At 63.2% G+C, this 22,932-nt stretch carries 14 protein-coding genes and 1 pseudogene; 7 read left to right on the forward strand and 8 right to left on the reverse strand.

Features of this window, described 5'->3' with window-relative positions; translation table 11 throughout:
• The first annotated feature begins 174 nt into the window (after positions 1-174).
• From AB4Z38_RS22410 to AB4Z38_RS22420, 3 genes are all read left to right on the forward strand, one after another.
• The gene (locus tag AB4Z38_RS22410) at positions 175-1,185 is read left to right on the forward strand and encodes a DUF4192 domain-containing protein (RefSeq protein WP_441431741.1); all 1,011 of its coding nucleotides are present in this window, start codon (positions 175-177) and stop codon (positions 1,183-1,185) included.
• A 196-nt stretch (positions 1,186-1,381) separates the two neighbouring features.
• Positions 1,382-1,534: a hypothetical protein gene (locus AB4Z38_RS22415; RefSeq protein ID WP_441431742.1), complete on the forward strand. Its 153-nt coding sequence runs from the start codon at positions 1,382-1,384 to the stop codon at positions 1,532-1,534.
• 516 nt (positions 1,535-2,050) lie between these two features.
• Positions 2,051-3,418: a ParB/RepB/Spo0J family partition protein gene (locus tag AB4Z38_RS22420; protein WP_441431743.1), complete on the forward strand. Its 1,368-nt coding sequence runs from the start codon at positions 2,051-2,053 to the stop codon at positions 3,416-3,418.
• A gap of 339 nt (positions 3,419-3,757) precedes the next feature.
• Here AB4Z38_RS22420 and AB4Z38_RS22425 read toward each other — a convergent pair whose 3' ends face one another.
• Positions 3,758-4,165 (reverse strand): hypothetical protein, encoded by a 408-nt coding sequence (locus AB4Z38_RS22425; protein WP_441431744.1) that lies wholly within the window; start codon positions 4,163-4,165, stop codon positions 3,758-3,760.
• 435 nt (positions 4,166-4,600) lie between these two features.
• Between AB4Z38_RS22425 and mobF the strand changes: the two genes are divergently transcribed.
• The 4 genes and pseudogenes from mobF to AB4Z38_RS22445 all read left to right on the forward strand — a co-directional run bounded on the left by mobF (position 4,601) and on the right by AB4Z38_RS22445 (position 12,542).
• Entirely contained in the window at positions 4,601-9,217 is a 4,617-nt protein-coding gene (mobF, locus tag AB4Z38_RS22430) for a MobF family relaxase (RefSeq protein WP_441431745.1), read from the forward strand.
• Positions 9,218-9,262: 45 nt separating this feature from the next.
• A complete protein-coding gene (locus AB4Z38_RS22435; RefSeq protein WP_441431746.1) occupies positions 9,263-10,369 on the forward strand; it encodes a hypothetical protein in 1,107 nt (368 codons plus the stop codon).
• A 500-nt stretch (positions 10,370-10,869) separates the two neighbouring features.
• Positions 10,870-11,373, forward strand: a pseudogene (locus tag AB4Z38_RS22440) (Gfo/Idh/MocA family protein); the annotation flags it as partial.
• Between the two features lie 50 nt (positions 11,374-11,423).
• On the forward strand, positions 11,424-12,542 hold the full coding sequence (locus AB4Z38_RS22445; RefSeq protein ID WP_441431747.1) for an NAD(P)/FAD-dependent oxidoreductase: 1,119 nt from the start codon (positions 11,424-11,426) through the stop codon (positions 12,540-12,542).
• Positions 12,543-14,097: 1,555 nt separating this feature from the next.
• Here the strand turns inward: AB4Z38_RS22445 and AB4Z38_RS22450 are convergent.
• From AB4Z38_RS22450 to AB4Z38_RS22480, 7 genes are all read right to left on the reverse strand, one after another.
• A complete protein-coding gene (locus AB4Z38_RS22450) occupies positions 14,098-15,087 on the reverse strand; it encodes an aldo/keto reductase (RefSeq protein ID WP_441431748.1) in 990 nt (329 codons plus the stop codon).
• The gene (locus tag AB4Z38_RS22455) at positions 15,084-16,241 is read right to left on the reverse strand and encodes an alcohol dehydrogenase catalytic domain-containing protein (protein ID WP_441431749.1); all 1,158 of its coding nucleotides are present in this window, start codon (positions 16,239-16,241) and stop codon (positions 15,084-15,086) included. Before AB4Z38_RS22455 ends, AB4Z38_RS22450 begins: the two co-directional genes overlap by 4 nt.
• A gap of 186 nt (positions 16,242-16,427) precedes the next feature.
• A complete protein-coding gene (locus AB4Z38_RS22460) occupies positions 16,428-17,339 on the reverse strand; it encodes a glutaminase (RefSeq protein ID WP_441431750.1) in 912 nt (303 codons plus the stop codon).
• Between the two features lie 222 nt (positions 17,340-17,561).
• The gene (locus AB4Z38_RS22465; RefSeq protein ID WP_441431751.1) at positions 17,562-18,623 is read right to left on the reverse strand and encodes a LacI family DNA-binding transcriptional regulator; all 1,062 of its coding nucleotides are present in this window, start codon (positions 18,621-18,623) and stop codon (positions 17,562-17,564) included.
• 298 nt (positions 18,624-18,921) lie between these two features.
• On the reverse strand, positions 18,922-20,733 hold the full coding sequence (locus AB4Z38_RS22470; RefSeq protein WP_441431752.1) for an ABC transporter permease subunit: 1,812 nt from the start codon (positions 20,731-20,733) through the stop codon (positions 18,922-18,924).
• Complete coding sequence (locus AB4Z38_RS22475; protein ID WP_441431753.1) at positions 20,715-21,791, reverse strand: ABC transporter substrate-binding protein; 1,077 nt, start codon at positions 21,789-21,791, stop codon at positions 20,715-20,717. The genes AB4Z38_RS22470 and AB4Z38_RS22475 overlap by 19 nt, the downstream gene beginning before the upstream one ends.
• Positions 21,769-22,905 (reverse strand): ABC transporter ATP-binding protein, encoded by a 1,137-nt coding sequence (locus AB4Z38_RS22480; protein WP_441431754.1) that lies wholly within the window; start codon positions 22,903-22,905, stop codon positions 21,769-21,771. The genes AB4Z38_RS22475 and AB4Z38_RS22480 overlap by 23 nt, the downstream gene beginning before the upstream one ends.
• Between the last annotated feature and the right edge of the window lie 27 nt (positions 22,906-22,932).

A 22,932-nucleotide genomic window follows, 5' to 3' on the forward strand; every position in this document is an offset into this window, starting at 1 on the left:
TCGCTTATTTCCTGCGCAGATTCCACGGTCCTTGCCCTGCGGGTAGACAGGCCTCCGTCGGCCACAGCTCCGCAAGCTTCGCCAGCAGCCAAAAAACAACGGGGGGGAGAAGGGGAACTGGCCGGTCACCTAAGCCGCCCCACCCACCACATCCTCGGAAAAGGACACACAACCATGAGCGACTTCATCAGCTTCACCAACCCGGCCGACATCCTCGCGCTCATCCCGCACACACTGGGGGAACAGCCCACGGAATCCTTCGTCGTGCTGACCATGAACGGAACGCGGCTCGGCGCGACCCTGCGCGTGGATGCACCGTTCGGAGCGGACCCCCGCGGCTACGCCCAGACGCTCGTCAGCCACCTGAGCGCGGACGAGAACGCCACGGGCACCCTCCTCGTGATCTACACCGACGAGAACAGCCCCGGAAACCCCCGCCCCTACTCGGAACACGTCGAGGCATTGCGCGCAGAGCTGGCCACCGCTCAGATGCCGCTGAAGGACGCATGGATGGTCACCTCCCACGCGTGGCGGAACTACCTGTGCACCGACCCCGCATGCTGCCCGGACGAACCGCTGGAGGCGATCACGACCAGCAACGGCAACGCCGAACTGATCTACCGGGGGAGCCACGTCACCGGATTCACCGCGCCTGTTCCCTTCACCGGAGACGCAACTGTCCGCGAAACCATCAAGGCGCACACCCCCGAAAGGTGGCCGGGGGAACTGGACCGAAGCCGGGCCATATGGGCCGAGGTTCTTCAAAACCCGGAAACCCTGACCGCCGGGCGCGCGCACGAACTGGCAGGAGCATTCCAGCACCCCACGGTCCGGGACTACCTCATGGCCGACGTCATGACCACCGCGCCGGAGCAATTCACCTCCGTCCTGCTGGGCGTGGTCCTTGCCCGTCCGGACTGGGCACGCGTTGACCGCGCCCAGGAAATCGCATTCGAACTGATGAAGGCAACCCCGGAAGGCCAGCGCGCACCGATGCTCTGCCTGATCGGCTGGCTGGAATGGCTCAAGGGCAAGTCCAGCTTCGCCGCCCGGTACTTCAAGCTCGCCATGGAGGACGTCACCGACTACCGGCTGGCCTCGCTGCTGACCGAGCTCCTCAACCGGGGACTCGTCGCCGACTGCGCACGGAACAAGGCAATGTCCTACACACCGTCCATTCGGTAACCGGACGAACCAAAGCCGGACCCCATACCGGGTCCGGCCTTGGTCATCCTCCAGGGTGCGGCGGCGGCCTCCTCCGCTGCGCTCCCCCGGCCGTCAACGCTGACGCGGGCGCAGCACCAATTCCAGACAGTGTGCAGGATCCGCCGCTAGGGTGAAAGGACAACCCCGTCCCAAACCCAGGCAAGGAAACCCCGCCATGGCATCAGAGTTCCGCATGACCGAGGACGATACCGTCGGCCCCGATGCCAGCCACGTCGAAGACCTGCTGGAATTGCGCCTGCTCACGGCAGGCCCGGAAACCGGGCCCGTAGACTTTCCCGTAACAGACCACCGGCTCGAGCAGCCGTAACCCACAGCAGCATCCACAGATTTCCTTTTTCCGAGGGAAAACAGAAAGAGCCGGCGCATTCAGCGCCGGCTCTTTCGCCTTGCCGTACCCGGCCGGCCCGGCGGTGACCAGGCCAAGAGCATGCTCGCGGGCTCGCACCCCTTTCGGGCGTCCACTCCGCAAGCTCCGTGGCCGGCTGTTGGGTGCTGACGGTCCGTCGCAGAGCTCCTGCCCGTCATCACCTGTTTGTCTACGACGTTTTCTGGTTGCTGTCCTTCGGATTCTAGGCGTCCGCTCCACCCTGTCTAGCCCCTCCTTCGTCGGGGCCTGCGGCGCAGGAATTTCCCTGCGGCGCTCCTTCGTCGCTTATTTCCTTGAGGGAATTTCCCACGCCTTGCCCAAGGGTAGACAGGGCTCCGTCGGCCGCCGAGCAAGCAAGCTTGCCAGCAACCAAAAAACAACGGGGGAGAGGGGACGCTGGCCGGTCACCTGGGCCGCCCCACTCGCCCGACTTCTCGGCAAAGAAGGAGCAACACCATGAACACCACGCCCACGCTCGAAATGATCGACCCCGCCACGCTGACCGTCGAGGTCAACGTCCGCAAGGACGCCGCCCTGACCGCTGACTTCATCGCCAGCATCAAGGAACACGGGGTGATGGAACCCGTGATCGCCCACCGCAGGGACGACGGCACCGTGCACGTCCTGATGGGACAGCGCCGTACCCGCGCCGCTGTGGAAGCCGGACGGGACAGCATCCCAGTCATGATCATCGCCAGCCCCGAAGAGGCCGACCGCATCCTCACACAGGTGGTCGAGAACATCCAGCGCACGGAACTCTCCGACGCCGACGAGGCCGACGCCTACCACCAGCTCTCCCTCATCGGAGTGTCCGCCGCCCAGATCGCCAAGAAAACAGGACGCACCAAGACCACCGTCGAGGGAGCGCTCAAGGCCAAGGCATCCGAGGCCGGAGCCTCCGCCCTGGGCAAGGGATGCACCATCGAGGAAGCTTTGATCCTCGCCGAGTTTGAGCCGGATGAGGAAGCCATCGCTGAGTTGGAATCGGTCATCATGGACGAACCCGAGCAGTTGTTCCACGTAGCCCAGCAGCTGCGCGACGAGCGCGAGCGGGCCGCCGCCCTCGCGGCGCTGATCGCGGAACTGGAAGCCCAAGGCAAGACCATCGTGGAGGACGCCGGGAACTACGCCGACGAAGAGAACCTTTACGTCTCAGCGGCAAACCGGGCAGATGGAGAACCGGCCACCGAGGAGGACGCCAACGCCTACGTGATCAGCACCGACTACCGGGGCCAGCACAACGCGAAGCCCGTCATCACCGGCTGGAAGGAACAGGGCTTCACCCCGAAGTACGAACGCCACGACGGCGGCACTCAGACCCAGAAAGGCCCGATGACCGACGAGCAGAAAGCCGAGCGCAAGACCCTGATAGCCAACAATAAAGCCATGGAATCGGCAACGACCGTGCGCCGGGACTGGGTCAAGACCCTTCTGGCCCGCAAGACCGCCCCGAAGGGATGGCAGTACTTCACCGTCCACGCGATCACCCACCACCCCGAAACCGCCAGCGGCTACGACGGCAAGGTGGCCGCTGAGATGGTCGGCGCGAAATTCGAAGAATCCAACGCATGGGCGTGGAACCCGCTGCGGGATCACGTGGCCAAGTCCACGGCGCGGCCCGAGTTCTCTTTGATCGCGCTGGTCTGCGCAGGGTATGAGAAGACGATCGCCAAGGACTCATGGCGGTCCCCGTCCCAGACTCACCGGGACTACCTGAACCAGTTGGTTCTTTGGGGTTACACCGCAAGCGAGGTTGAGCAGATTGTCCTCGACAGCGGCACACCAGCCGCCGAGGACAACGCCGGGGATCCCGGCACTGAGTAAACCCCTTGCCGGGCGGAACCCCCACCGCCCGGCAAGGCCCCCGGCCACTCACCACCCGCAGGCCAGGAACCGTGAAATGTCGGGCGGTCCGCCGCCCTGGGCGAACCAGAGCGACCACTCACCAGCGGCGGACCGCCATTGGACGCGGCCACCCGAACCTGCACCCCACAGCCGCGCAACCAGGGACAACGATGTTCACCGACGAGTTGCGACGCGCCACCGACCGTCAGCTAAACTGAACCACGGATTTCCTTTTGCCGAGGAGCAGAAAGGGCCGGCTCACAAGCCGGCCCTTTCTGCTTAAGCACCATGCGTCCAAAATGGGACGGCGTCGTCTAGCTACGCGGCCTCCACGTCACCCGGCTCTGTAACCTCCGGGCCCTGCACCCCGTCCGGTTCCGCAGGTTCCTGACGCTCTGTGACCAGCTCAACCATCCGTTTCACTTCGGCGCCGCTCAGGCCAAGCCGTGCCGCGACGGCGGACTTGGCTTCTCCCGCGTCCAGCATCGCCTTGACTGTTTCTGCTGCGGCTTGAACGGCGCTCTGCGCGTCAGCCTCAGCTTTCGCCAGGATGGCTTCTGCTTTCTTCTTTGCCTCCGCGCGAAACAGCTCGGCTTGCTCCTGTTGCTCGAAGAACTCCGCGGCCATCTCGATCAGCCGCTCGTGACGTTCCGTCAGTTCCCTGGCCTTGGCGCGAGCTTTCTCGCGGGCCGCTACCTGCTGCGCAGACTTCCGTGGTGCTGCCATGTGTCGGCTCCCCTTCCTCAGATTTCCAGTGGACCAGACCTAACGGCTAGCGCGGGGTCCGGTCCACGGCCGGCCTGGCGGCCGGAGCGGTCCTCGCTTGCGCTCGGGCTGGTTGTGTCCCGGGTTATCCCCAGGTGGACAGCTCCGAGATAAGGACGGTCTCTCCGCTGCCCACCTGGGGATAACCCGAGCGGGGCGGTTCTACACAATCGAACGGACCATGGATAACGGAAAAGCGTGTTACCCACCGCCCATTCTCATGTGCAGAACCGCATCAAAAACTTGATGGCCCGATCCTACCGTTTTTCACCCTGTTCCATTGAGCTGCCTCATTCTTCGTCGCGCCACTTCCATAGACCAAAAAACGCCACGATCTGTCACACCTCATGCATCATCGATAAGTGGGGCGGTTCGGGCGCTATGCTGGGGTTCGTGATGACCGTGCACAAGCTCAGTGCCGGCGACGGATACACGTACTACACACGTGAAGTCGCCTCCGCTGATGAGCTGCGCTCGGCGGGCCGTCAGCTGGGCGATTACTACACGGTGGACGGCAATCCTCCCGGTCAGTGGGGCGGGGGAGGGGCGGCCCACCTGGACGTTTCGGGTGAGGTCACCGAGGCCCAGATGGCAGCCCTGTTTGGCGAAGGAATCCATCCGAACGCAGAAGTGATGGTGGACGCTGACAAGAATGCTGACGTGCGTTTGGGGGCCCGCTTCAAGCAGTTCTCGCAGAAGGATCACGAGCTGCAGGGCCGGATTACCGTCGCGATGGGCGACTACAAGCGCATGAACCATGCCGATCCTGACGCCGATACGCGGCGGCGGATCCGCATGAAGGAAGGCGCCCGGTACTTCCGTGAACTCAACGGCCGCAACGCCAAGGATAAGGAAGAACTGGGGCGCTTCGTCACCGCCCAGACCAAGCCAGGCTCGCAGGCAGTGGCGGGTTTCGACCTCGTGTTCGCGCCCGCGAAATCCGCTTCCGTGCTGTGGGCAACCGGCGGTGATGAGGCCCGCAAACAGATCGAAGCGGCCCATAACGAGGCCATCGCCGAGACCATGACCTTCCTCGAAAAGGAGGCGACGTTCACACGCCGGGGACGCAACGGCGTCCGCCAGGAAGACGTCGACGGAGGCCTGATCTACACGAAGTTCCGGCACTACGATTCTCGCACCGGGGATCCCCAGCTGCACGATCACGTGGTGGTGTCGAACAAGGTCCTGGGCGGTGACGGCAAATGGTCCAGCCTGGACGCTCGTCACCTGTACCAGTTCAACGTCGCCGCCTCCGAGAGGTACAACCGGCTGGTCATGGAGAAGATCTGCGCACGCCTGGGCCTCGGCCTGACCGAACGCAAAGTTGCCGGGGACCGGCCGGTGATCGAGATCGCCGGCGTCGACGTCGCCGCCATCGACGCCGCTTCCTCCCGCCGCGAAGGCATCAAGCCGGTGCTGGATGAACTGGCCCGGGGGTTCATCGACAAGCACGGCTACGGGCCCTCCAAGAAGCAGCTGATCGCCCTGGCACAGCAGGCAACCCTGGACACCAGGCCGTCCAAAAAGGAAGCCCGGCAGCTCTCCGTCCTGGTCGGGGAATGGATGCAGGACCTTGGATCCATCCCCGGTGTGAAGGTCGGCCCCGAGGCGCTGGAACACGCCCGCGCGCACCGTCACGACGCCCGCGATGCCGGCGAGCAGGACAAGCCGGGCTGGCTTGTCTCGCACGCTGATGAACTCAACCCGGCCGTGGAGGCGGCCGCGATCATCGAGCGTCTGGAACGCGACAGGGGAGTGTGGGGAGAGCACCACATCGAGGCCGAAGCGCTGCGCCGGCTGGGTTCCCGCCTGGGCGAATTACCCATCCCTGATGCCCTGCTGGAGCAGGTCACGGCCCGGGCGATCGACCAGTACTCGCTGCGCATCACCCCCGAAACCCCGGTCCCGGAACTGAAGGAGCTGCGGCTGGCCAACGGCGCATCCAAGTACGGCCGCGCCAACGCCACCCTGTACACCTCTGCCGGGATCCTGCACAGCGAAGACCGCCTTCTGACAGCCGCGCAGCGCATAGTCATCCCCGCGGCCACCGTCGAATCCTTCGACGCCGCGCTGGCCAGGCAGGACAGGCGGTTCGATGCCGGCCAGCTGGCCATGGCCCGGGAGTTCGCCACCAGCGACCGGCTGCTGGTGGTCGGTGTCGGTCCTGCCGGTGCCGGCAAGACCACCGCGCTGAAGCTCGCAGCGGACACCGTCCGCGCCGCCGGTGGCAGGGTGTTCGGTCTCGCACCGACAGCCGTCGCAGCCGCCGTGATGGGTGTCGAACTGGGTGCCACGGCGACGACGATCGACTTCTTCGTTCTCGCCCACAGCAGCGGCCGGGCCGATGAGAAGACCACCCCGAAACCCGGGGACGTGATCATCATTGACGAGGCCGGCATGGTCGGCACCCAGCTGTTCGCCGCGGCGGTGACGATCGCGGACCAGCATGGTGCCGTGGTCCGTGCCCTGGGCGATGACCAGCAGCTTTCGGCCGTCGCATCCGGTGGTGCGCTGCGCCTTTTGAAGAACACCGTCGGCGCCGTGTACCTGGAAGACCTGCACCGCTTCCGCAACGCGGACGGATCCCCGAACGATGCCGAAGCGGCTGCGACCCTGGCGTTGCGCGAACCCCCGGCAACCGGCGTGGATGACCCGTGGGCGTTCTACCGGCAGAACCGCCGCGTCGTCGGCGGGGACGCCGAAACCATGACCTCGCTGGTGTTCGAGGCGTGGCAGAAAGACACGAACGCGGGCAAGCACTCCATCATGATGGCGTTCGACAACGCCACCGTCACCGAGCTGAACGCCCGCGCCCAGGCGTACAAGATCGCCACCGGTGAACTGGAGGCGAAGAAGCCGGCCGCGATGCTGCGCGACGGCCTCACCGCCCGTGCCGGTGACATTGTGGTCACCAGGGAGAACAACCGCCGGCTCTCCACCAACCGGGGCAAAGACTTCGTGAAAAACAACGACGTCTGGGACGTCGTGAAGGCCCACCAGGACGGTTCGCTGACCGTCAGACACCACGGCCACCAGGGCACGCTGACCCTGCCCGCCGAGTACGTGCGCGCCCACACCATGCTCGGGTACGCCGCGACGATCCACCGCACCCAGGGCCTCACGTGCGACACCACGCACGCCCTCATCAGCTCCGGCCTGTCCCGGTCCCTGGCCTACGTCGCCGCCTCCCGCGGACGGGAGTCCAACAAGCTCTACGGCGTCGTGGCCGACGGCGAAACCCTCGAGGACGTCCTGGCCAATGTGGCCGCGAACCACGACTCCAACCTGACCGCGCACGAACAGATGGACGCCGCCCGCGCCCGGACCCGCTCCCTGCCGGACATGTCCGCCGCGTACCGGGACATCGATGACCAGGCCAACGAGCTGCGCATGGCCAACCTCGCCGCCCGTGTCCTGGGCGAAGGAACAGCCGCCGGCTTCACCAAGTCCACCGCGTGGGGAGCCGTGGCAACGCACCTGCGCCACGCCGAGAACCACGGCTTCAACATCACCAACCTGCTCAAGGACAGCATCAACGAAGGCGACTTCGACGCCTCCGACGATCCCGGCGCGGTGCTGGCCTGGCGCGTCGAAGACCGCCTCGCCAGGTGGCGTGAGCGCGCCCAGGACCCGGGCCGTCGCCCCCTGGAATCCATGAGCGACGACGTCCTGGACCGTCTGGACAAGCGCGCCGTCGGTGAGCTGATGCGAGCCAAGGCCGAAGCATCCAGGATACCGGCCATGGAAGAACCCGACCGGAAGACCCTGCTGCGCGGCTGGCTGGCCGAACGCAAGGACACCCCGTGGCAGCGGCGCCTGCACGGCCACATGAGCGACGATGACCTGGCCGCCCGGATCACCGCCGCGACGCAGCAACTGCGCACCGACACGACCATCAACGACACCGCCGCGACCAGCAAAGCCCGGTGGCTTGCATCCTCCTTGCAGAAGGAACAGGCCCTGCGTGAGCTGATGAACCCGGAAGCCCGGGCCGATGAAGCCTACGAGCGCGGCGCAGTGACCAACTACGCCCGGGATGAGCACGCCTCCCGGATCCAGGCCGCGGCACAGATCCAGCGCCGGATCCGCGCCGAAATCGAACTGCGCCGCCAGCTGCCGGCCCCGGTTACCCGGGAACCGGCGCCGGACCGCTTGGCCGGGTGGATGGCACCGGCCGACGTCATGAACCACCAGGACACCCCGGCACTGTGGCGGAAGGAACTCGCAGCACGGCGTGAGCTCATGGCCAACGAAGCCACCCGACTGGGCGCCCAGCTCGCCGCCGAGCCACCGGCCTGGGCTACTGCCCTGGGCCCGGTACCCTCGGACCCTGCCCGGCAAGAGCAGTGGCGCCAGCTCGCCCTCGAGATCTCCACCTACCGCGACACCTACCGCGTGCCGGAGTCCGAGACATCACCCGTTCCCGCCCAGCACCAGGAGAACGGCACGCGTGCGCAGCTGACCGCGAGGATCACGGCCATGCACAAGTACAGTGCCCAGACCGCCAAGGAACCCCTGACGGCCTCGGACGCTGCACACATGGCCGAAGCCGCCCAGGTCGAGGCCCTCGTCAAGGAAACCCCCACCCCGGCCGAACACGTTGTCGACCACCTGCAGGAAACCCGCGGCGCCGAGGCGCAGCTGAGCCCGGCCCAGGAACGCGCCGAACGCATCGCCGCCCTGGCCCGCACAGTACGCGAGAACCGGTCCACGACCGGCCATGATACGGAGGGCCGGCCGGAATCGGTCAAAGAAGCACTGGAGGACATCGCCGCCCGCCGGCGCAGCGAGGAAGCAGACAAGACCGCAGCCGCCCAGCCGCCGGGAACCTTTGCCGAACGCCTCGCCGCGTCACGTGCGGCCGGGGCCGGCACGGACGGTTCCTCCGCAGTGGAACGGCTCCGCCGGCAACGCGCAGAGCAAGCTGCTGCCGAGGATGGGCAGCGCCGCCGCGAGCAGGACGGCCCCACGACCGGGGGACCGTCCACCGGGCACCGCGGCCCGCGACTGTAGGCTGTTCAGACCGGCAGGACCGGTCTGAACAGCAAAGGGGTGAGCATGAGGAGTCTTCGCGGCCGCGCAGCACAAGAACGCCTGCAGACCCTCTACGCGCGCACTCCCGGGCCGGTCGTCTTCGTGGACGAGAGCGTCCGTGCGCCAGGGAACAGCTACGGTGAACCCCCGTTCTACACCATGAGCGGCGTCACGGTCCCCAAAGACTCACTGGACATCGTCCGCAAAGAACTCGAACGCATCGTCGGTGCAAACTACTGGCACACGACCGAGGCATACAACGGCAAGCTCGGGCCCGTGGAAGAACTGCGGCCAAGGATCCTGGAACTGAACGAATATCTCGCCCGGGTCGTGGACTTCACCATCGTCACCGTTCAGACGGAAATCAGCACCGGGGACCATGCCCTGCAAAAGGCCCGCGAGGAATGCATCACCACCCTGGCCCGTGCTGCGACCAGCTCCCGCAGGGATGACCCTCCCCGTCTTATGGTTTTCGAACAGCTCAAGGAAGACGCCTATCCCGGCGGCAATGCCAGAGACCATGAGGTGTTCGCGCGCCTGCGGAACGCCGGGCTTCTCCACCGCTCGGTGGTCATCGAATCAATCTCGCCCTGGGACGAGAAACTGCTGTGGGCTGCGGATCTGTCGTCCTGGAGTTTTTACCACCAGCTGGCCAGATCCGAAAGCACGTGGTTCAAGCCTCTGGCCCCGGTGACGACGGTGCTGCACGCCCGGACCGGACTGGCTGTTAAAGGAAGCGACCCCCATCTGCCGCAGCAAGGTCCGGGGGTCCAGCCAACTGTCGGCGCTCAAAGAGGCGGAGGGCCGGCTGTTGCTTCTGAGTCAAGGCTAGTGCATCAGGGCAAGGAGAGCCAAGTTCTCCACGCCGTCCGCACCGAAGCAGACAGCCAGCGGCCGGCGCTGGACCACTCGGTCAGCCTAGGCGTCGGAACCAACTCGCCCAAGAGCATCGAGGCGATCAAAGAACGCTTCGACTGGTACCTGAACGCCCAGCGCAGCCAACGGTCCAACCCCGAAGCATCAGAACACATCAAGCAACTCCTGGAACAAGCCCGGCAAGCGCTCCGGAAACCGCAACGCCCACCGGAACCACCCGGTGCCCGACCGGAGATCACCGGCCCGCAACGGTAGGCCCGTCGTGGAGCAGTTCCTTGAGGAGCACAGCCGTGACCATGGGCAAGGGCAGGAAGTCCCGTCCAGGAACAGCCGCAGGTTCTGAGAGAGGCAAGAACGGCCCGGCCCGCTGAACACCTACCCACAAAGAGGGGAACAGCCCACCGGGTTTCCGCGCGCAGCATGGTCCATCCTGTTCGAAGGAACTCGGACACAGGAACGGGCGGCCCCGCCGAACCTGTACCCCCTGCCGGCACTTCTCCGATGGCCACGGCGAAAGTACGCCGGAATCATCACCGCGCAACCGAACCGGACTTGACAGGCCGATGGGCTGCTGGAAACCATGTCCCGTGCCCACGGGGGCAACGTCATCGTGCGCTGGTTCGATGAAGCGACCCTCTGGAGAGGATAGGCTTCGACCCATGAGGACAGCGAAATCCGACACAGTTGCCGGATTGCCGGTACCCGCAGCCAGGGACCTTGTGCGCTTTCACCGTGGAGCCTTTTGGAACCCCGGTGAAGGCGGCGGTATCCTGCACGACCCCGGTGCTCACCTTGTCGACCAGGTCACCAGTTCTTCGGGCCGGTGACCCGCAGCCACGGCGAGACCCGGCAGTACACCCCCGACGGTGAAGGCTCGGACCAGGAGGCCCGTCTCGCTGCTCGACGACTGCGGCGTTCGGTCCCGCCTATGGCTGAACGGCATGGCCGCGCAGGCCGGTCCGCGCTTTCACGTTCTGGGCTCTGTGACCGGATACACCAAATGGGGATTGGACAGCGAGGAACCAGCTCTGGCGGCCGGCGTGTCGCCGTCGGATCCAACCTAAGTATCGCCCCCCAGGGGTCCTGGGGATTCTGGGGGTCGACGGCGCCGTCGTGGCCGTTCCGGCCGAAAACGGCCCTATCCTGCGTTTTACGCCCAGATCACAGAGGCCCTCGACGGACGCGGACCTCTGTCGGTGGATCCTGCCGAGTCCGTCGAAGTCCTCAAAATCATAGAAGAAATCCACGCCCTCGCCTGACCAGCCGCGTCCCGCGTATGCAATCATCGCAATTTTGAAAGAGAGCTAGTATGTCCTCCGTAGTTGCCTCAAAGCGCATTGCCGTCATTGGAGGCGGGATTATCGGTGTCTCCACCGCAGTCCACCTGCTCCGCCAGGGCGCGTCCGTCGTGCTGGTAACCGAGAAGGGACTGGCCAGCGAAGCCACGGGGCGTTCCCTATCCTGGCTCAACTCGGCCGGAGGGCGGTCCACCCCTTACCACCTCCTCCGCCTGGCAGGCATTGACCGCTACCGAACCCTCTTCGCCGCCGATCCAAGCAGGGAATGGCTGAGGTTCGACGGCGGCCTGAGGTGGAATGAAACCGGCCAGCGGGAGGTCACCGAGGCGCGTCATGCCTACGAAAAGTCAACCGGCTACGACTCCAAGCTCCTGGCGCCGTCGGAGATCGCCACGGTCACTCCCGGCATCGACGAATCCGCAGCCCCGGACAACGCCATCTTCAACCCAGGGGAAGGCTGGGTCAGCCTGCCGGGCCTCGTGGACTTCCTCCTGGAGGAGTTCCACGGCCGCGGTGGTGAACTGGTACTCAACGCCGGCAAGGCGTCCGTCGAAGTCGCAGAGGGCCGAGCTACCGGCGTCATGGCTGCCGGTAAGGTGTATCACGCCGACTCTGTCGTGGTGGCCTGCGGCGCCGCCACGCCGGCAGTTGTCGCCCCGCTCGGTGTCGGGATCCCTAGCGGTTCCCCAGTGTCCATGCTGGTCGTTACCAAACCAGTGCATCGCGATGTGAGGGCAGTAGTGAACACGCCGCGCGCCGCCCTGCGTCCCAACCCCGGCAACACCTATGCGCTGGACCACGACTGGTACGAAGATGACATCACCGAACATGCTGACGGTACGTTCAGCATCCCCGACGCGGTGGTCCAGGAACTCGCGGACGAGGCTTCCAAGCTGCTCGCCGGCAACCCGGAACTGAAGCCGGCATCATGGAAAATCGGTTACAAGCCGATTCCCGGCGACGGCCAGCCGGTCTTCGGTGAACTGGAGAAAGTCCCAGGCTGCTTTGTAGCCTTCACCCACTCCGGCGCCACATTGGGTCTCATCGCCGGAGAACTCCTCTCCGACGAAATCCTTTCCGGCGAGAAGCACCCGATGCTGGCCACGTTCCGCCCGGAACGCTTCGCCTAGAAGGCACAAAGAGGGGTTTTGCTGCTGACTCATCATGGGAGGAATGTTGACCAGGAAGTCGTGCCTGCCCTGCGGAAGCACCTAAATGGGCCGCTTGCCCTTTGAGCTGGTCGGGCCCAGAAGGAAATCGATACCTTTGACCTGTTGCTGGCAAAGATCCGGCAATGCTCGGCAGCATCGCGTACTTCTCTCCCAAGCTGGGCGTGACCGGGATAGGCATCGGTGGGAACCTCAATCATGACCTCGCTGAATCAGGATCGGTCGAGGTGGACCTGCTCGGGGCTGATCTTCATCATCGATGAAATGCAGGATCTGGACGACGGACTCATCACGGAACTGACCTAGACGAGAAATGCCAGGACATCATTCTCAGGCTCACAGGCGCCCCCGCAGCCATGGAAGCTGCAGTAATAACCATCAACCAGATTGACGGCGTCGCCAACATCTCCCTCAGCGAGACGGCAGAATAGCCGCACTGAAAAAACAACCGCCGTACCCGGGCGTTCTCTGCTGCTGGGTCGCCCTCGCCGGTGGCGTGCGTTTTGCTGCCGATCAGGATCGGCATTCACGAAAATGGAAAGATATCCTCTGATTGAGGTCGTCTCTTATCCAGATAACAAGCCCGTCGCAGGTCCTTGACCCTACTGTTCCGACCCAGTCCCGGGTGCTGAGCCCTCGAATCGACACGACGTCGCCGGGGCTGAGACTTGTCCAAATCACTAAGGGGTGCTTTTGTACCCCTTCGCGGTGCTGTTCTTCCAGGTGCGGGTCGTCGTCTTGTTGCGGCTCTGTCACAGACTGTCCTTTCGGGAGTTCCACGGGGGATTTGGGGTCCCCGATGCTCATCGTGGCCCGGCTGGAGCGCCGACACGGGAGTGGGCGCCGCACTTGCTCCCACTCCCATCATCGATCGCCCCAAGCTAAACACCGCTGGTATCCCGGCGGTGTTTAGCTTGGGGCGAGGTGATCGGGAGTCCGACGGCCAACTCAACATGGGCACGGCCCGCAGTCGTAGTGATCAACCAGCCTCGTCGACCGGTACCTCCGGCAGCCACGGGTCAGCCTGCTTCCAAGCCGCTTTGTCGGTAAAACTATCGGAGCAAAGGAGCTTCTCGAGTGGACCACCTGAGGACCATGTAAACCGAGCCACCATCAGGTCGAAACACGGCTACGCTTGGGGGTTCCCATAGGTGCGGCTTCATATGTGGCGTTGTCGAATGAGACCGATAGGGACTTCAGGGTGAGCCTGCACGATGTACCTGCCGTCCCCCATGCGCGTCACCATAATTCCGGTCTTCAGTTCCGTAGCGGCATTGAGTATCAGCGCGACGGCATCGTTGAGAGCCTTGTCTAGATCCGCGGCCCTTTCGACTCTAACTTCAACCATCCGAGGGGAAGAGTCGTTATCGGTTCTCCGGAGTGAGTTGATGTCACCTAAAGAGCCATCCATCTGCAGCCTCTCAGGCACGTCCTATGGGCGGTTTTGGCTCGGCTGCGCACCGAATCTGAGCTACAGGGTCGTGTAGGCGGCCAACCGAATCCAGCGATGCTGCGATTAGTAGAATTTTCCATGACCGACAACGTCGTCTCCGAATGGCAGATTGAAGTTCTCCAAGCTCGGTCGGAACGGGACCATCCTGTAGATATCGTCGAGCCGGTCAAGAACCTCTTTCGGGAGAGGGCCCTTGCTGATGGCGTCGAGGTTTAGCTCGATTTCTCGTGGTGATCTGATGCCCGTTAGTGTGCAGTCCACGTGTGAAGAGAAGTACACGAAGCGGAGACCTACTTCTGCGATGTCGAGGCCATAATCGTCCAGCAGGCCGTAGAGTTCGCGGAACTGTTTCTTGCGGGCTTCGCTGATCCAGGGGGCCCGGGCTACCTCTTGGTCACGTCGAAGTGCGAGGGCGCCACCTTGGAGAGGGGAGCCTGCGATTACTCCCATGTTGTGGCGTCTGGCCGCCGGAAAAATCTCGAGTTCCGCCTCGCGCCACAGGAGGCTGAAATTGCAGGCAGTGAGCACGACGTCGAATGCGCCGCTGTCGCAAACTCGGGCAAGTTCGTGAGCTGTAGTTCCCCCGACTCCAGTGGCGCGGATCAGGCCTTCGGCCTTGAGCTTATCCAGAACACGCCGGACCGGGCCCTCATATGTCAGATCGTCAGACCACCAGTCGTGCTCTCTCTTCCTGTCTGGTTCGTGAACGAACAATATGTCGATACGGTCTCGGCCGAGAATCCGGAGGCTTTCTTCCACTGAGAATAGGAGGCCGACTTCATCCTTCGGATCGAAAGGCACAGGGCGGCCACCAAGCTTCGTGGAGACAATGAGATCCTGGTCGGAATCCAGATCTCGGAGAACCTGACCGAGAACTTCTTCGCTGGAACCATACGCAGGCGCTGTGTCGACGTAGCTGATACCAGATTTCAGACCAATCGCGAGTGAGTCTCTGACTTCTGATTCGTTCTCCCTCGCTAGCCAAAGTCCGCCAAACCCGAGTCGACTAACGTCGATACCGGTACGGCCCAGTCGAGATGTTGGAAGCTTCAATTTTTCTCCTTCGTAGTAAGCCTGACTACAGGCTTGATTTGAGTTCGGGACGCGGCTGCCACGAACGCCTCGTTGATGTTCGACCACTCGAACACGTTCTCCCGATCGATCCAGATGGCCGGGTCGAGTTCATTGCGCTGTACAAGCTCGACGACCCGGCCGTGGGTTTCAGCTTCGTCGTAGCCGTCGTTGTAGAAGCTGAAACTCCCGCCTGCCAGCAGTGGATACAGCGTGTATCCCTCCAACTCATCCATGCCATACACAGCAATCGATCCCCCACCGGTGAGCGTCGGCATCAGTTTGTTGAGCGCTGACGAATTCCCCGTCGCATCGATCAGGAAGTCCATCGTTCCGCGAGCCTGCTCAATGAAAGATGCGAGCCCGTTCTCATCTCGATAGTCGATGTAGCTTGATGCGACTGACAAACATTCCCGGCTTCGGTTGGCTGAGCCGATGATTGTGGCTTCCGCCCCCAAAGCGCTGGACATCGCTGCTAGCGATAACCCGTTCGCGCCCGATCCGGAAACCAACACTCGGGCCCCGCGGGTGACGCCGAGGCGAAGGATGAAGCTGAGCGTCTCTCTCCATGTGATGAACATCGGCTCGTAGACGTCTTCCAAAAGCCCGCCGGGGATGGCCTGGTTCACTCTGAATGACTCCCACTGCTCTCGCGGTAGCCCTGCACTTTTCATCGCTTCGTGATCGCGCGCCACGCCGTATTCACACATCCCGCCCCAACTGAGTGCCAGCCCTGCCGACGATGTCTGGGCGCTGACGCGAGTGATGTGATCCCCGATCGAGAAATTCTTCACGTTCGGTCCTATCTCAACGACCTCCCCGATGCTCTCGTGACCGATGATCGAGGGATATGAAACATCGGCGAATTCACGATTCACAACGTGGGTATCCGTGCCAGCACAGATAGTCCCGTAGAGCATGCGGCAGAGTACTTCGAAATCTCCAATAGACGGATCCCCTACTTCCCGGACCTGAATTACGCCTTCGGAAGTAACAACTGCAGTGCGCAAGATTTTGTACCTTTCTTTCTTGTCGTGATCCAAATCGGTGAGGACGGCACTTCGGGCAAGAAGCGACGTCGCCCACCTATCGGGATTTTCTGGGTGCTCTCTCCGCTTCCAGTATGGAAAGATCACGGCTAACAGCTTTTATGGCTCTCAGACGTGCTCCTTGACTAAGACCACGCCTTTGGCCTCGGTTGGGCTTGCGTGCGATGTTGCTGAGCCCTTGTTGGAGACGCTTTGTGGCAGGCTGGTCCGTTCCCTGAGCTAGCGGGTCGTGGAAGATGACTTCCGGGCTGCGACGTGGCGTTTCAGACGGATTCAAAAGATCGACCACCCCGTACGCGCAGTCAGTTTGGCCAAAGCGGCTACGCCGGCGGACGAATTCCCTGATCTACCCAGCCTTGGACCCCACACCGCTATCGTGCACGTACCTGGAACCACCGCGAGTATGCCGCCCCCGACGCCGCTCTTGCATGGAAGCCCGACACGATATGCAAAGTCGCCTGCGGCGTCATAGGTTCCACAAGTAAGCAATACAGCATTCAGCCTGCGGACTTGATCGGCCGTGAGAACCGGGAGTCCGTCCACGCCCTGCCCGCCGCGCGAGAGGAAACCTCCTGCCGTTGCAAGGTCCTCACAGCTCATGGCTATGGCACACTGCCGAAAATAGGCGTTCAACACTTGTGGTACAGGATTGACCAAGTTGTTGTAGCTGGTGAGGAAGTAGGCGAGTGATGCGTTCCGGTGGCCAGTGGCTCTTTCTGCTGCAGCGATAGCCTCATTTACCTGGATTGAAGGGTTAGCGCTCTGCTGGCGAAGGAAGGCCTGGAGACTCGTTTGGCTGTCTCCTGTAATGGTCAGAAGACGGTCGGTCACGACGAGGGCCCCGGAATTGATGAAGGGGTTTCGTGGGATTCCGTGTTCCTGCTCGAGCTGGACGAGTGAATTGAAAGGAGTCCCAGATGGTTCCCGGGAGACCCTCCTCCACAAACCGTCGCCGTCAAGTGCCATGGTCAGGGCCAGGGTGAATACTTTGGAGATGCTCTGGATGGAGAAGTTGATTGATGAGTGGCCGGCGCTGTAGGTCTCGCCTGAATTCATTGCTACTGCAATGCCGAATTGGTCCGGGTCGATTGTTTCCAGCCCCGGAATGTAATCTGCAACGGCACCCGCCGGCGGGGCCATGTTGTTCTCGGCGACGATGTCGTCGATGAGACCTTGGATGTTCACAATGTGGATCTTTCAAAACTGCTCCCGGATACCCACGACGCTGGCGAGTGTTCGCTGGCGTTCGGGGAGTCCGAAAGCATGGGGGAGAGAAAAGGACTCACCGGAGGCACTCCGGTGATGACGTTGTGATGGTTCTTCTGCACCAGTTACCTGGTGCACTATGTCCCAGGCAGCTGCGCCGTCTGAGGTGATTGGTTCGACCGTTCCAGCACCTCCTCTTACTTAAGGAGGTGCTGGCCCTACGCTTTTTCGAAGCAGAAGCTCAGCCGGGAACAGCGGAACCCGCGGCAAGTCCGCCTCAGCTCCAATCGAGGCGAGGGCAACCACCGCTGCGGTGCGGCCCATGTCGTACGTCGGCTGCCTCACGACCGTGAGGGGCGGATCGATGAGCGTAGCCCAGGGCGTGTCCTCAAGCATGACCAGGGACAGCTCCCGAGGGATCGAAATGCTGCGTGAGCGTATGACAGTTAGCATCTCAAGGCCGACTTGTTCGTCGTCTGCGATCAGAGCGGTCGGCGGGAGCTCATTGCCGAGTAGTTCGATGACCGCTTGCTGGATGGCAGCGGGAGACCGGGAGGTAAATCGTACGAGATCCGTGGACGGTCGGATGGCGGCCTCCGCGTAACTGCCGTATATCGCCTGCAGGCGGTCGGTGGTCACGGATGAACCGACCTGGTCCCCCAACCGGTATCGTTCGGGGTGCCGTGAAGTTGAGATGTAGCCCACACGGGTATGGCCGAGGCTTCGAAGGTGCCGGCCAAGCTTTCGACCGGCACCTGCAGTGTCGGACTCGATTGTGGGTACTTCGAGTTCGCTGATGTGTCGCTCCAGCAGCACGATGGGAACGCCAATTCGGTGCGCGGCATGTAGGTGTTCGGTATTGCTTCCGTGTGCTGGTGAGGCAATGATGGCGTCCACGCGCTTGTTGAGCAGTAATTCAATGGCTGCCCGGTCAAGGGCAACGTCATATTCGCTGCCTGCCGTGATGACACCCATCCCAGCTTCTCTACAGACAGCCGTGATGCCGTCCAGCACGAGTGCGAAGCGGGAGGTGGTGACGATAGGGCTGATAACGCCGATTAACTCTGATCTGCTTGTGTTCATAGTCTTCGCGGCCGCATTTGGCCGGTAGTCGAGGGCGGCGGCCGCAGCGTGCACTGCGGCGCGTGTAGTGACGCTCGAAGAGCCGTACCGGCCGAGGACTCGCCCAGCCGTCGCCTTCGACACACCCGCAAGTCGGGCAACGTCGTCGACCGTTGCCGATTTCCTAGACCATTCCCACATCTTGCCCTCCTCCCCTCGGTCTTGCACGCTCGACAACTCTGGCGCTCCCCTCACGTCCCCACTCCTGCTGTGTCTAAGCTGACCGGCTGGGTCCCTGCCGTGATGGCGCGGCACCATTTTTACGTCCGGTCCGGCTACGGTTGCAGCCTTTGTTTTCTTGGGTGCTAGTCGCTGCGGGCGGTTGTCGCTGACCTCGACAACCGCCCGCAGCGAATAACTTCCAGCATGATTTTCTGTGGCCGACATGACTGGCAGCTGCGACAGCACACCAGCAACCACGGCTCTGAGTGCACGTGCCTTAGATCTCGTCCCCGAGGCGCTTCATCTGACGCTGCCGCCACCGCAGTAGGAGCCCGATCATGACCACTATCACGCATGTGATGAGGAGAAGGAGCACCGAAATCACGGCTACTGCAGGGGTGGTTCCGAATCGCACACCATCCCACAAAAGCCGGGGTAGGGTGGTCACCCGCAGCCCGCTCAGGAAGAGGGACACTACAGACTCGTCGAACGACTGTAGGAAGCACAGCAGCACGGAGGCCAGGAGTCCTGGAGCCATGAGTGGCAACGTGATTCGGAACAGCACGTGACGCCGGGCCGCACCTAAGCTTGCGGCAGCACGCTCCAGCCGTTCGTCGACGCCGATATAAGAGGCTGAAACGAGCAGGAACGCAAACGGAAGCACGAGTGCGGTGTGGGCGATGATGATGCCCAGTTCGTTATCGGTAAGCCGCAGACGATGGCCGGTCCAGAGAAACAACTGCGAGTAGGCAAGGTACGCGCCAAGGGCGAAGACCACCGCGGGGACACTCAAGGGCGCCATCACAAGAGACTCGATGAAGCTGCTGACGGTGTTCCGGTGGCGGCCTAACCCCAGGACGATCAGTACGGCCAGGACCGTCGCCACGAGGGCTACGACCGAGCCGATGCGCAGGCTGGTCGCCGCTGCTCCCATCCATTTCGGATCGCTGAACACCGATTGGAACCAGGTGAACGAGAAACCGTGCGGCGGGAAGACGATGGTGTTGTCGGACGATAGGGAGACCGGGACCAACACGACCAGCGGCAGGAGCAGGAACAAGGTCAGCAGGGGCAAGTAGGCGCGTGCGGCCACCTGTCCTGCCATCCGCAGCGTCCGGCGTAGCGCTTCCGGAGCCGTGTATCGGGTAGATAGCGGACTGCGGAGCACGGCTGGGTCGATTCCGGTGCGCTCAGGTCCTGCCGGGGTGACGCGGCGAGCATGCAGATAGGGTGTGGCCAGCCGCGCAGCCAGCCCTATCAGCGAGACTACAACGATCGCGATGACGGCGAGGACCAGGCCCAGGGACGCGGCGAGACTCCAGTTGTAACCGGATTCGATCTGCGACTGGATGACCTGGGCGAGCATGGTCTGATCGGTGCCTCCCAGTACGGCCGGCGCAATAAAGCTCGCCATGGAGTAGAGGAAGACCAGTGCCGCACCGGAGCGGATTCCCGGGATCGTCAGTGGCAGGATGACGCGTAGGAAGCCGGAAGGGGCACTTGCGCCGAGGCTCTCGGCTACCAGCAGCACACGGGTGTCGATGCGCTGCATGACCGTGACCAGCGAGAAAACCATGAGTGGGATGGTGACGTGAACCAAGGCAACGACGACCGCCCCGGTGGTGAAAAGCATCTCCAGAGGCTGATGTATCAGCCCCACCGCCTCAAGCGCTGAGTTGATCATGCCATCGCGGCCGAGGATAACGATCCAGGAGAACGTGCGGACGAGCACGCTCGTGAGAAACGGCACGAGCACAAGGAGGATGAGCAGAAGTTGCTTGGCGCCCGTCGCCCGGCTGATCATCCACGCCAAGGGGTACGCAACCACGAGCGTGACCACCGTGGTCAGGACGCTGATGAGGAGCGTGTTTCCGGCAACACCAAGATCGATAGGGCTCAGCGCCTGCGCAAGCGAGACGCCGCCGTCGGCCCACAGCTGGGGCACAACTGTCGCCAGTGGAAAGAAGAACCCGACGACGAGGAGGACGAGACCGGGGACGAGGTACCAGGCGGTCGAGGGCTGCGCCCGGGCAGCGCGCGAACGCGCAGCCCGGGCAATAGGTGCGGTGATCACTTTGTCAGGAGCCACTGATCCCACCGCGTCTTGACGGTGCTAAGGTTCTTTCCCCACCACGCGGGGTCCAGGATGGCGCTGACGTCCTTGGCTTGGGGGTTACCGGGGAGGCGTGCTGCGCGTGCCGGGTCAAGATACTGGAAAGCGTTGGTGTTGGTCGGACCGTACAGGATCGCCTCCGACATCGCAGCCTGCGGTTTTGCCGAGGTCGCGTAGTCGATGTACTTCATGGCGCCTGCCGTGTTCGGGGCACCCTTCGGAACAACCCACCACTCGGTGTCGGCGACCGCGCCGTTCCAGCTGTAATCCCAGTTCGCCCCGGATTTGATCGCATCCTCGACGCGACCATTGGGAATGTCCGCCGCGTCAACCTCGCCCTGCTGGATGAGTGACTGGATGTCGGCAGCACCCTTGAACGCGACGACCTGGCTCTTGATGCGGCTGAGGGCCTTGAATGCCCTGTCGACATCCAGGGGGTACAGATCCGCGGGCTTGACCCCGTCGCCGAGGAGTGCAAACTCAAGCGTGTACTGAGGATCGGCGGGCAGCGCCCGGCGAGCCTTAACCGACGGGTCGAAGAACTGAGCGGGGGTCATCCCGCCCGGGAACGCAGTCTTGCTCCATGCGAGATTCTGGCCGAAGGTCAGATAACCAATGCCGTACTTCTGCTTGAGCTTGGCGGGGACTCCGTCGGCCTTGACCGTGCTGTAGTCGATCGGCTCGAGCAGGCCGTCGGCCGATTCGTTAGTGTAGGCCGAGCTCTCCGCGCTCACGACATCCCAGTCCACTTGGCCGCTGTTCACCATCGCTTTGACCTTGTCGTAGGACGAGCCTTGGGTACCTGTTACAGAGGTGCCGCTCGCTGTCGCGAACGGGTTGAAGTACGCCTTGGTCTGTGCGTCCTGGAACGACCCGCCATACGACGCAATAACGATGGAGCCGGCGCCGGAGCTTGAGCCGGAGCTTGAGCCACCGGACGAGGCGCATCCGGTGAGCGCCATGAGCGCCGCTCCTGCGATGATGGCCGTTCCTGCACGGAGCCGGCGACTGTTAGGACTTGGGTTGTGGTGCATTGGGAATCTCCTCTGGGGATTTAAGGGTGTTGCCTTCTGGGGTACTCGGGGTCAGCACGACGGCGTCGTCCGGCGACCACGAAACATGGACAGCATCACCAACCGCGAACGGCTGGGCGATGCCGGGGACAGCAGCAACGACCTGCTGGTTGTCGGCGAGAGAGATCGCGAGCCGCCATAGCGGGCCGAAGTAGGTGGCGCCGACCACAGATCCGGCAACGCCGTCTCCTGTCGCAGCAACGCGGATCACTTCGGGCCTGAGGGCCAGATCGACTGGGGCCCCAGCCGCGATATCGTTCGTGGGTGTGATGGGCACGCTCGCTCCGCAGACCAACACGTGGGCGGCGTCGCTGGTTACGGTTCCATGCACAAAACAGCTTTCGCCGACGAACCGGGCGATGAAGTGAGTGGACGGCACAGCATACATATGCTGTGGGCTGTCAATCTGCTGGAGGCAGCCGTCCTTCATCACCGCGATCCGGTCCGCAAGCGACATGGCCTCCACCTGATCGTGGGTGACAGTTATGACCGTGATCCCGAGCTGCTTTTGGATGCGTTTGAGCTCGATCTGCATTTCCTCCCGCAGCGCGCGATCGAGCGCGCCGAGCGGCTCGTCGAGCAGAAGGATCGGCGGACCGAACACCAAAGCACGAGCCAGAGCGACGCGCTGTTGCTGCCCTCCGGACAGCTGGGCCGGATACATTCGTGCCTTGTTGCCCAGGCGGACAAGGTCAAGTGCCGCCCGGATGCGCTCCTGCCGCTCTTCCCTGGGGATCCGGCGCATCCGCAACGGAAAGCCGACATTGTCCTCGACAGTCATGTGCGGGAACAGGGCGTAGTTCTGGAACACGACGCCGATGTTGCGGTCCTGCGGAGGAACGGAGCCGACATCGGTACCGTTGACCTCTACCTGCCCGGACTGCGGCCTTTCGAAACCCGCGATCAGCATCAACAGGGTCGTTTTGCCCGAACCGCTCGGCCCGACAAGGGCGAAAAATTCGCCTTTGCGCACATCGAGGGACACGTTGTCCACTGCGGCCACAGATCCGTAGCGTTGCGTCACGCCACGCAGCGACAGTGCGACTGCCTCCCGACCAGGATCTTCTTTGGGCATCGTAGCCTCCATCAGTGGGGTCTCTGA

The sequence above is a fragment of the Arthrobacter sp. 2RAF6 genome (assembly GCF_052115205.1).
Lineage (GTDB): Bacteria > Actinomycetota > Actinomycetes > Actinomycetales > Micrococcaceae > Arthrobacter.

What these genes read in the sequence shown, in the direction of transcription:
- AB4Z38_RS22410 (WP_441431741.1), top strand. Translation starts at nt 175, where the DNA reads ATGAGCGACTTCATCAGCTTCACCAACCCGGCCGACATCCTCGCGCTC.
- AB4Z38_RS22415 (WP_441431742.1), top strand. Translation starts at nt 1,382, where the DNA reads ATGGCATCAGAGTTCCGCATGACCGAGGACGATACCGTCGGCCCCGAT.
- AB4Z38_RS22420 (WP_441431743.1), top strand. Translation starts at nt 2,051, where the DNA reads ATGAACACCACGCCCACGCTCGAAATGATCGACCCCGCCACGCTGACC.
- AB4Z38_RS22425 (WP_441431744.1), bottom strand. Translation starts at nt 4,165, where the DNA reads ATGGCAGCACCACGGAAGTCTGCGCAGCAGGTAGCGGCCCGCGAGAAA.
- mobF (WP_441431745.1), top strand. Translation starts at nt 4,601, where the DNA reads ATGACCGTGCACAAGCTCAGTGCCGGCGACGGATACACGTACTACACA.
- AB4Z38_RS22435 (WP_441431746.1), top strand. Translation starts at nt 9,263, where the DNA reads ATGAGGAGTCTTCGCGGCCGCGCAGCACAAGAACGCCTGCAGACCCTC.
- AB4Z38_RS22445 (WP_441431747.1), top strand. Translation starts at nt 11,424, where the DNA reads ATGTCCTCCGTAGTTGCCTCAAAGCGCATTGCCGTCATTGGAGGCGGG.
- AB4Z38_RS22465 (WP_441431751.1), bottom strand. Translation starts at nt 18,623, where the DNA reads ATGTGGGAATGGTCTAGGAAATCGGCAACGGTCGACGACGTTGCCCGA.
- AB4Z38_RS22475 (WP_441431753.1), bottom strand. Translation starts at nt 21,791, where the DNA reads ATGCACCACAACCCAAGTCCTAACAGTCGCCGGCTCCGTGCAGGAACG.
- AB4Z38_RS22480 (WP_441431754.1), bottom strand. Translation starts at nt 22,905, where the DNA reads ATGCCCAAAGAAGATCCTGGTCGGGAGGCAGTCGCACTGTCGCTGCGT.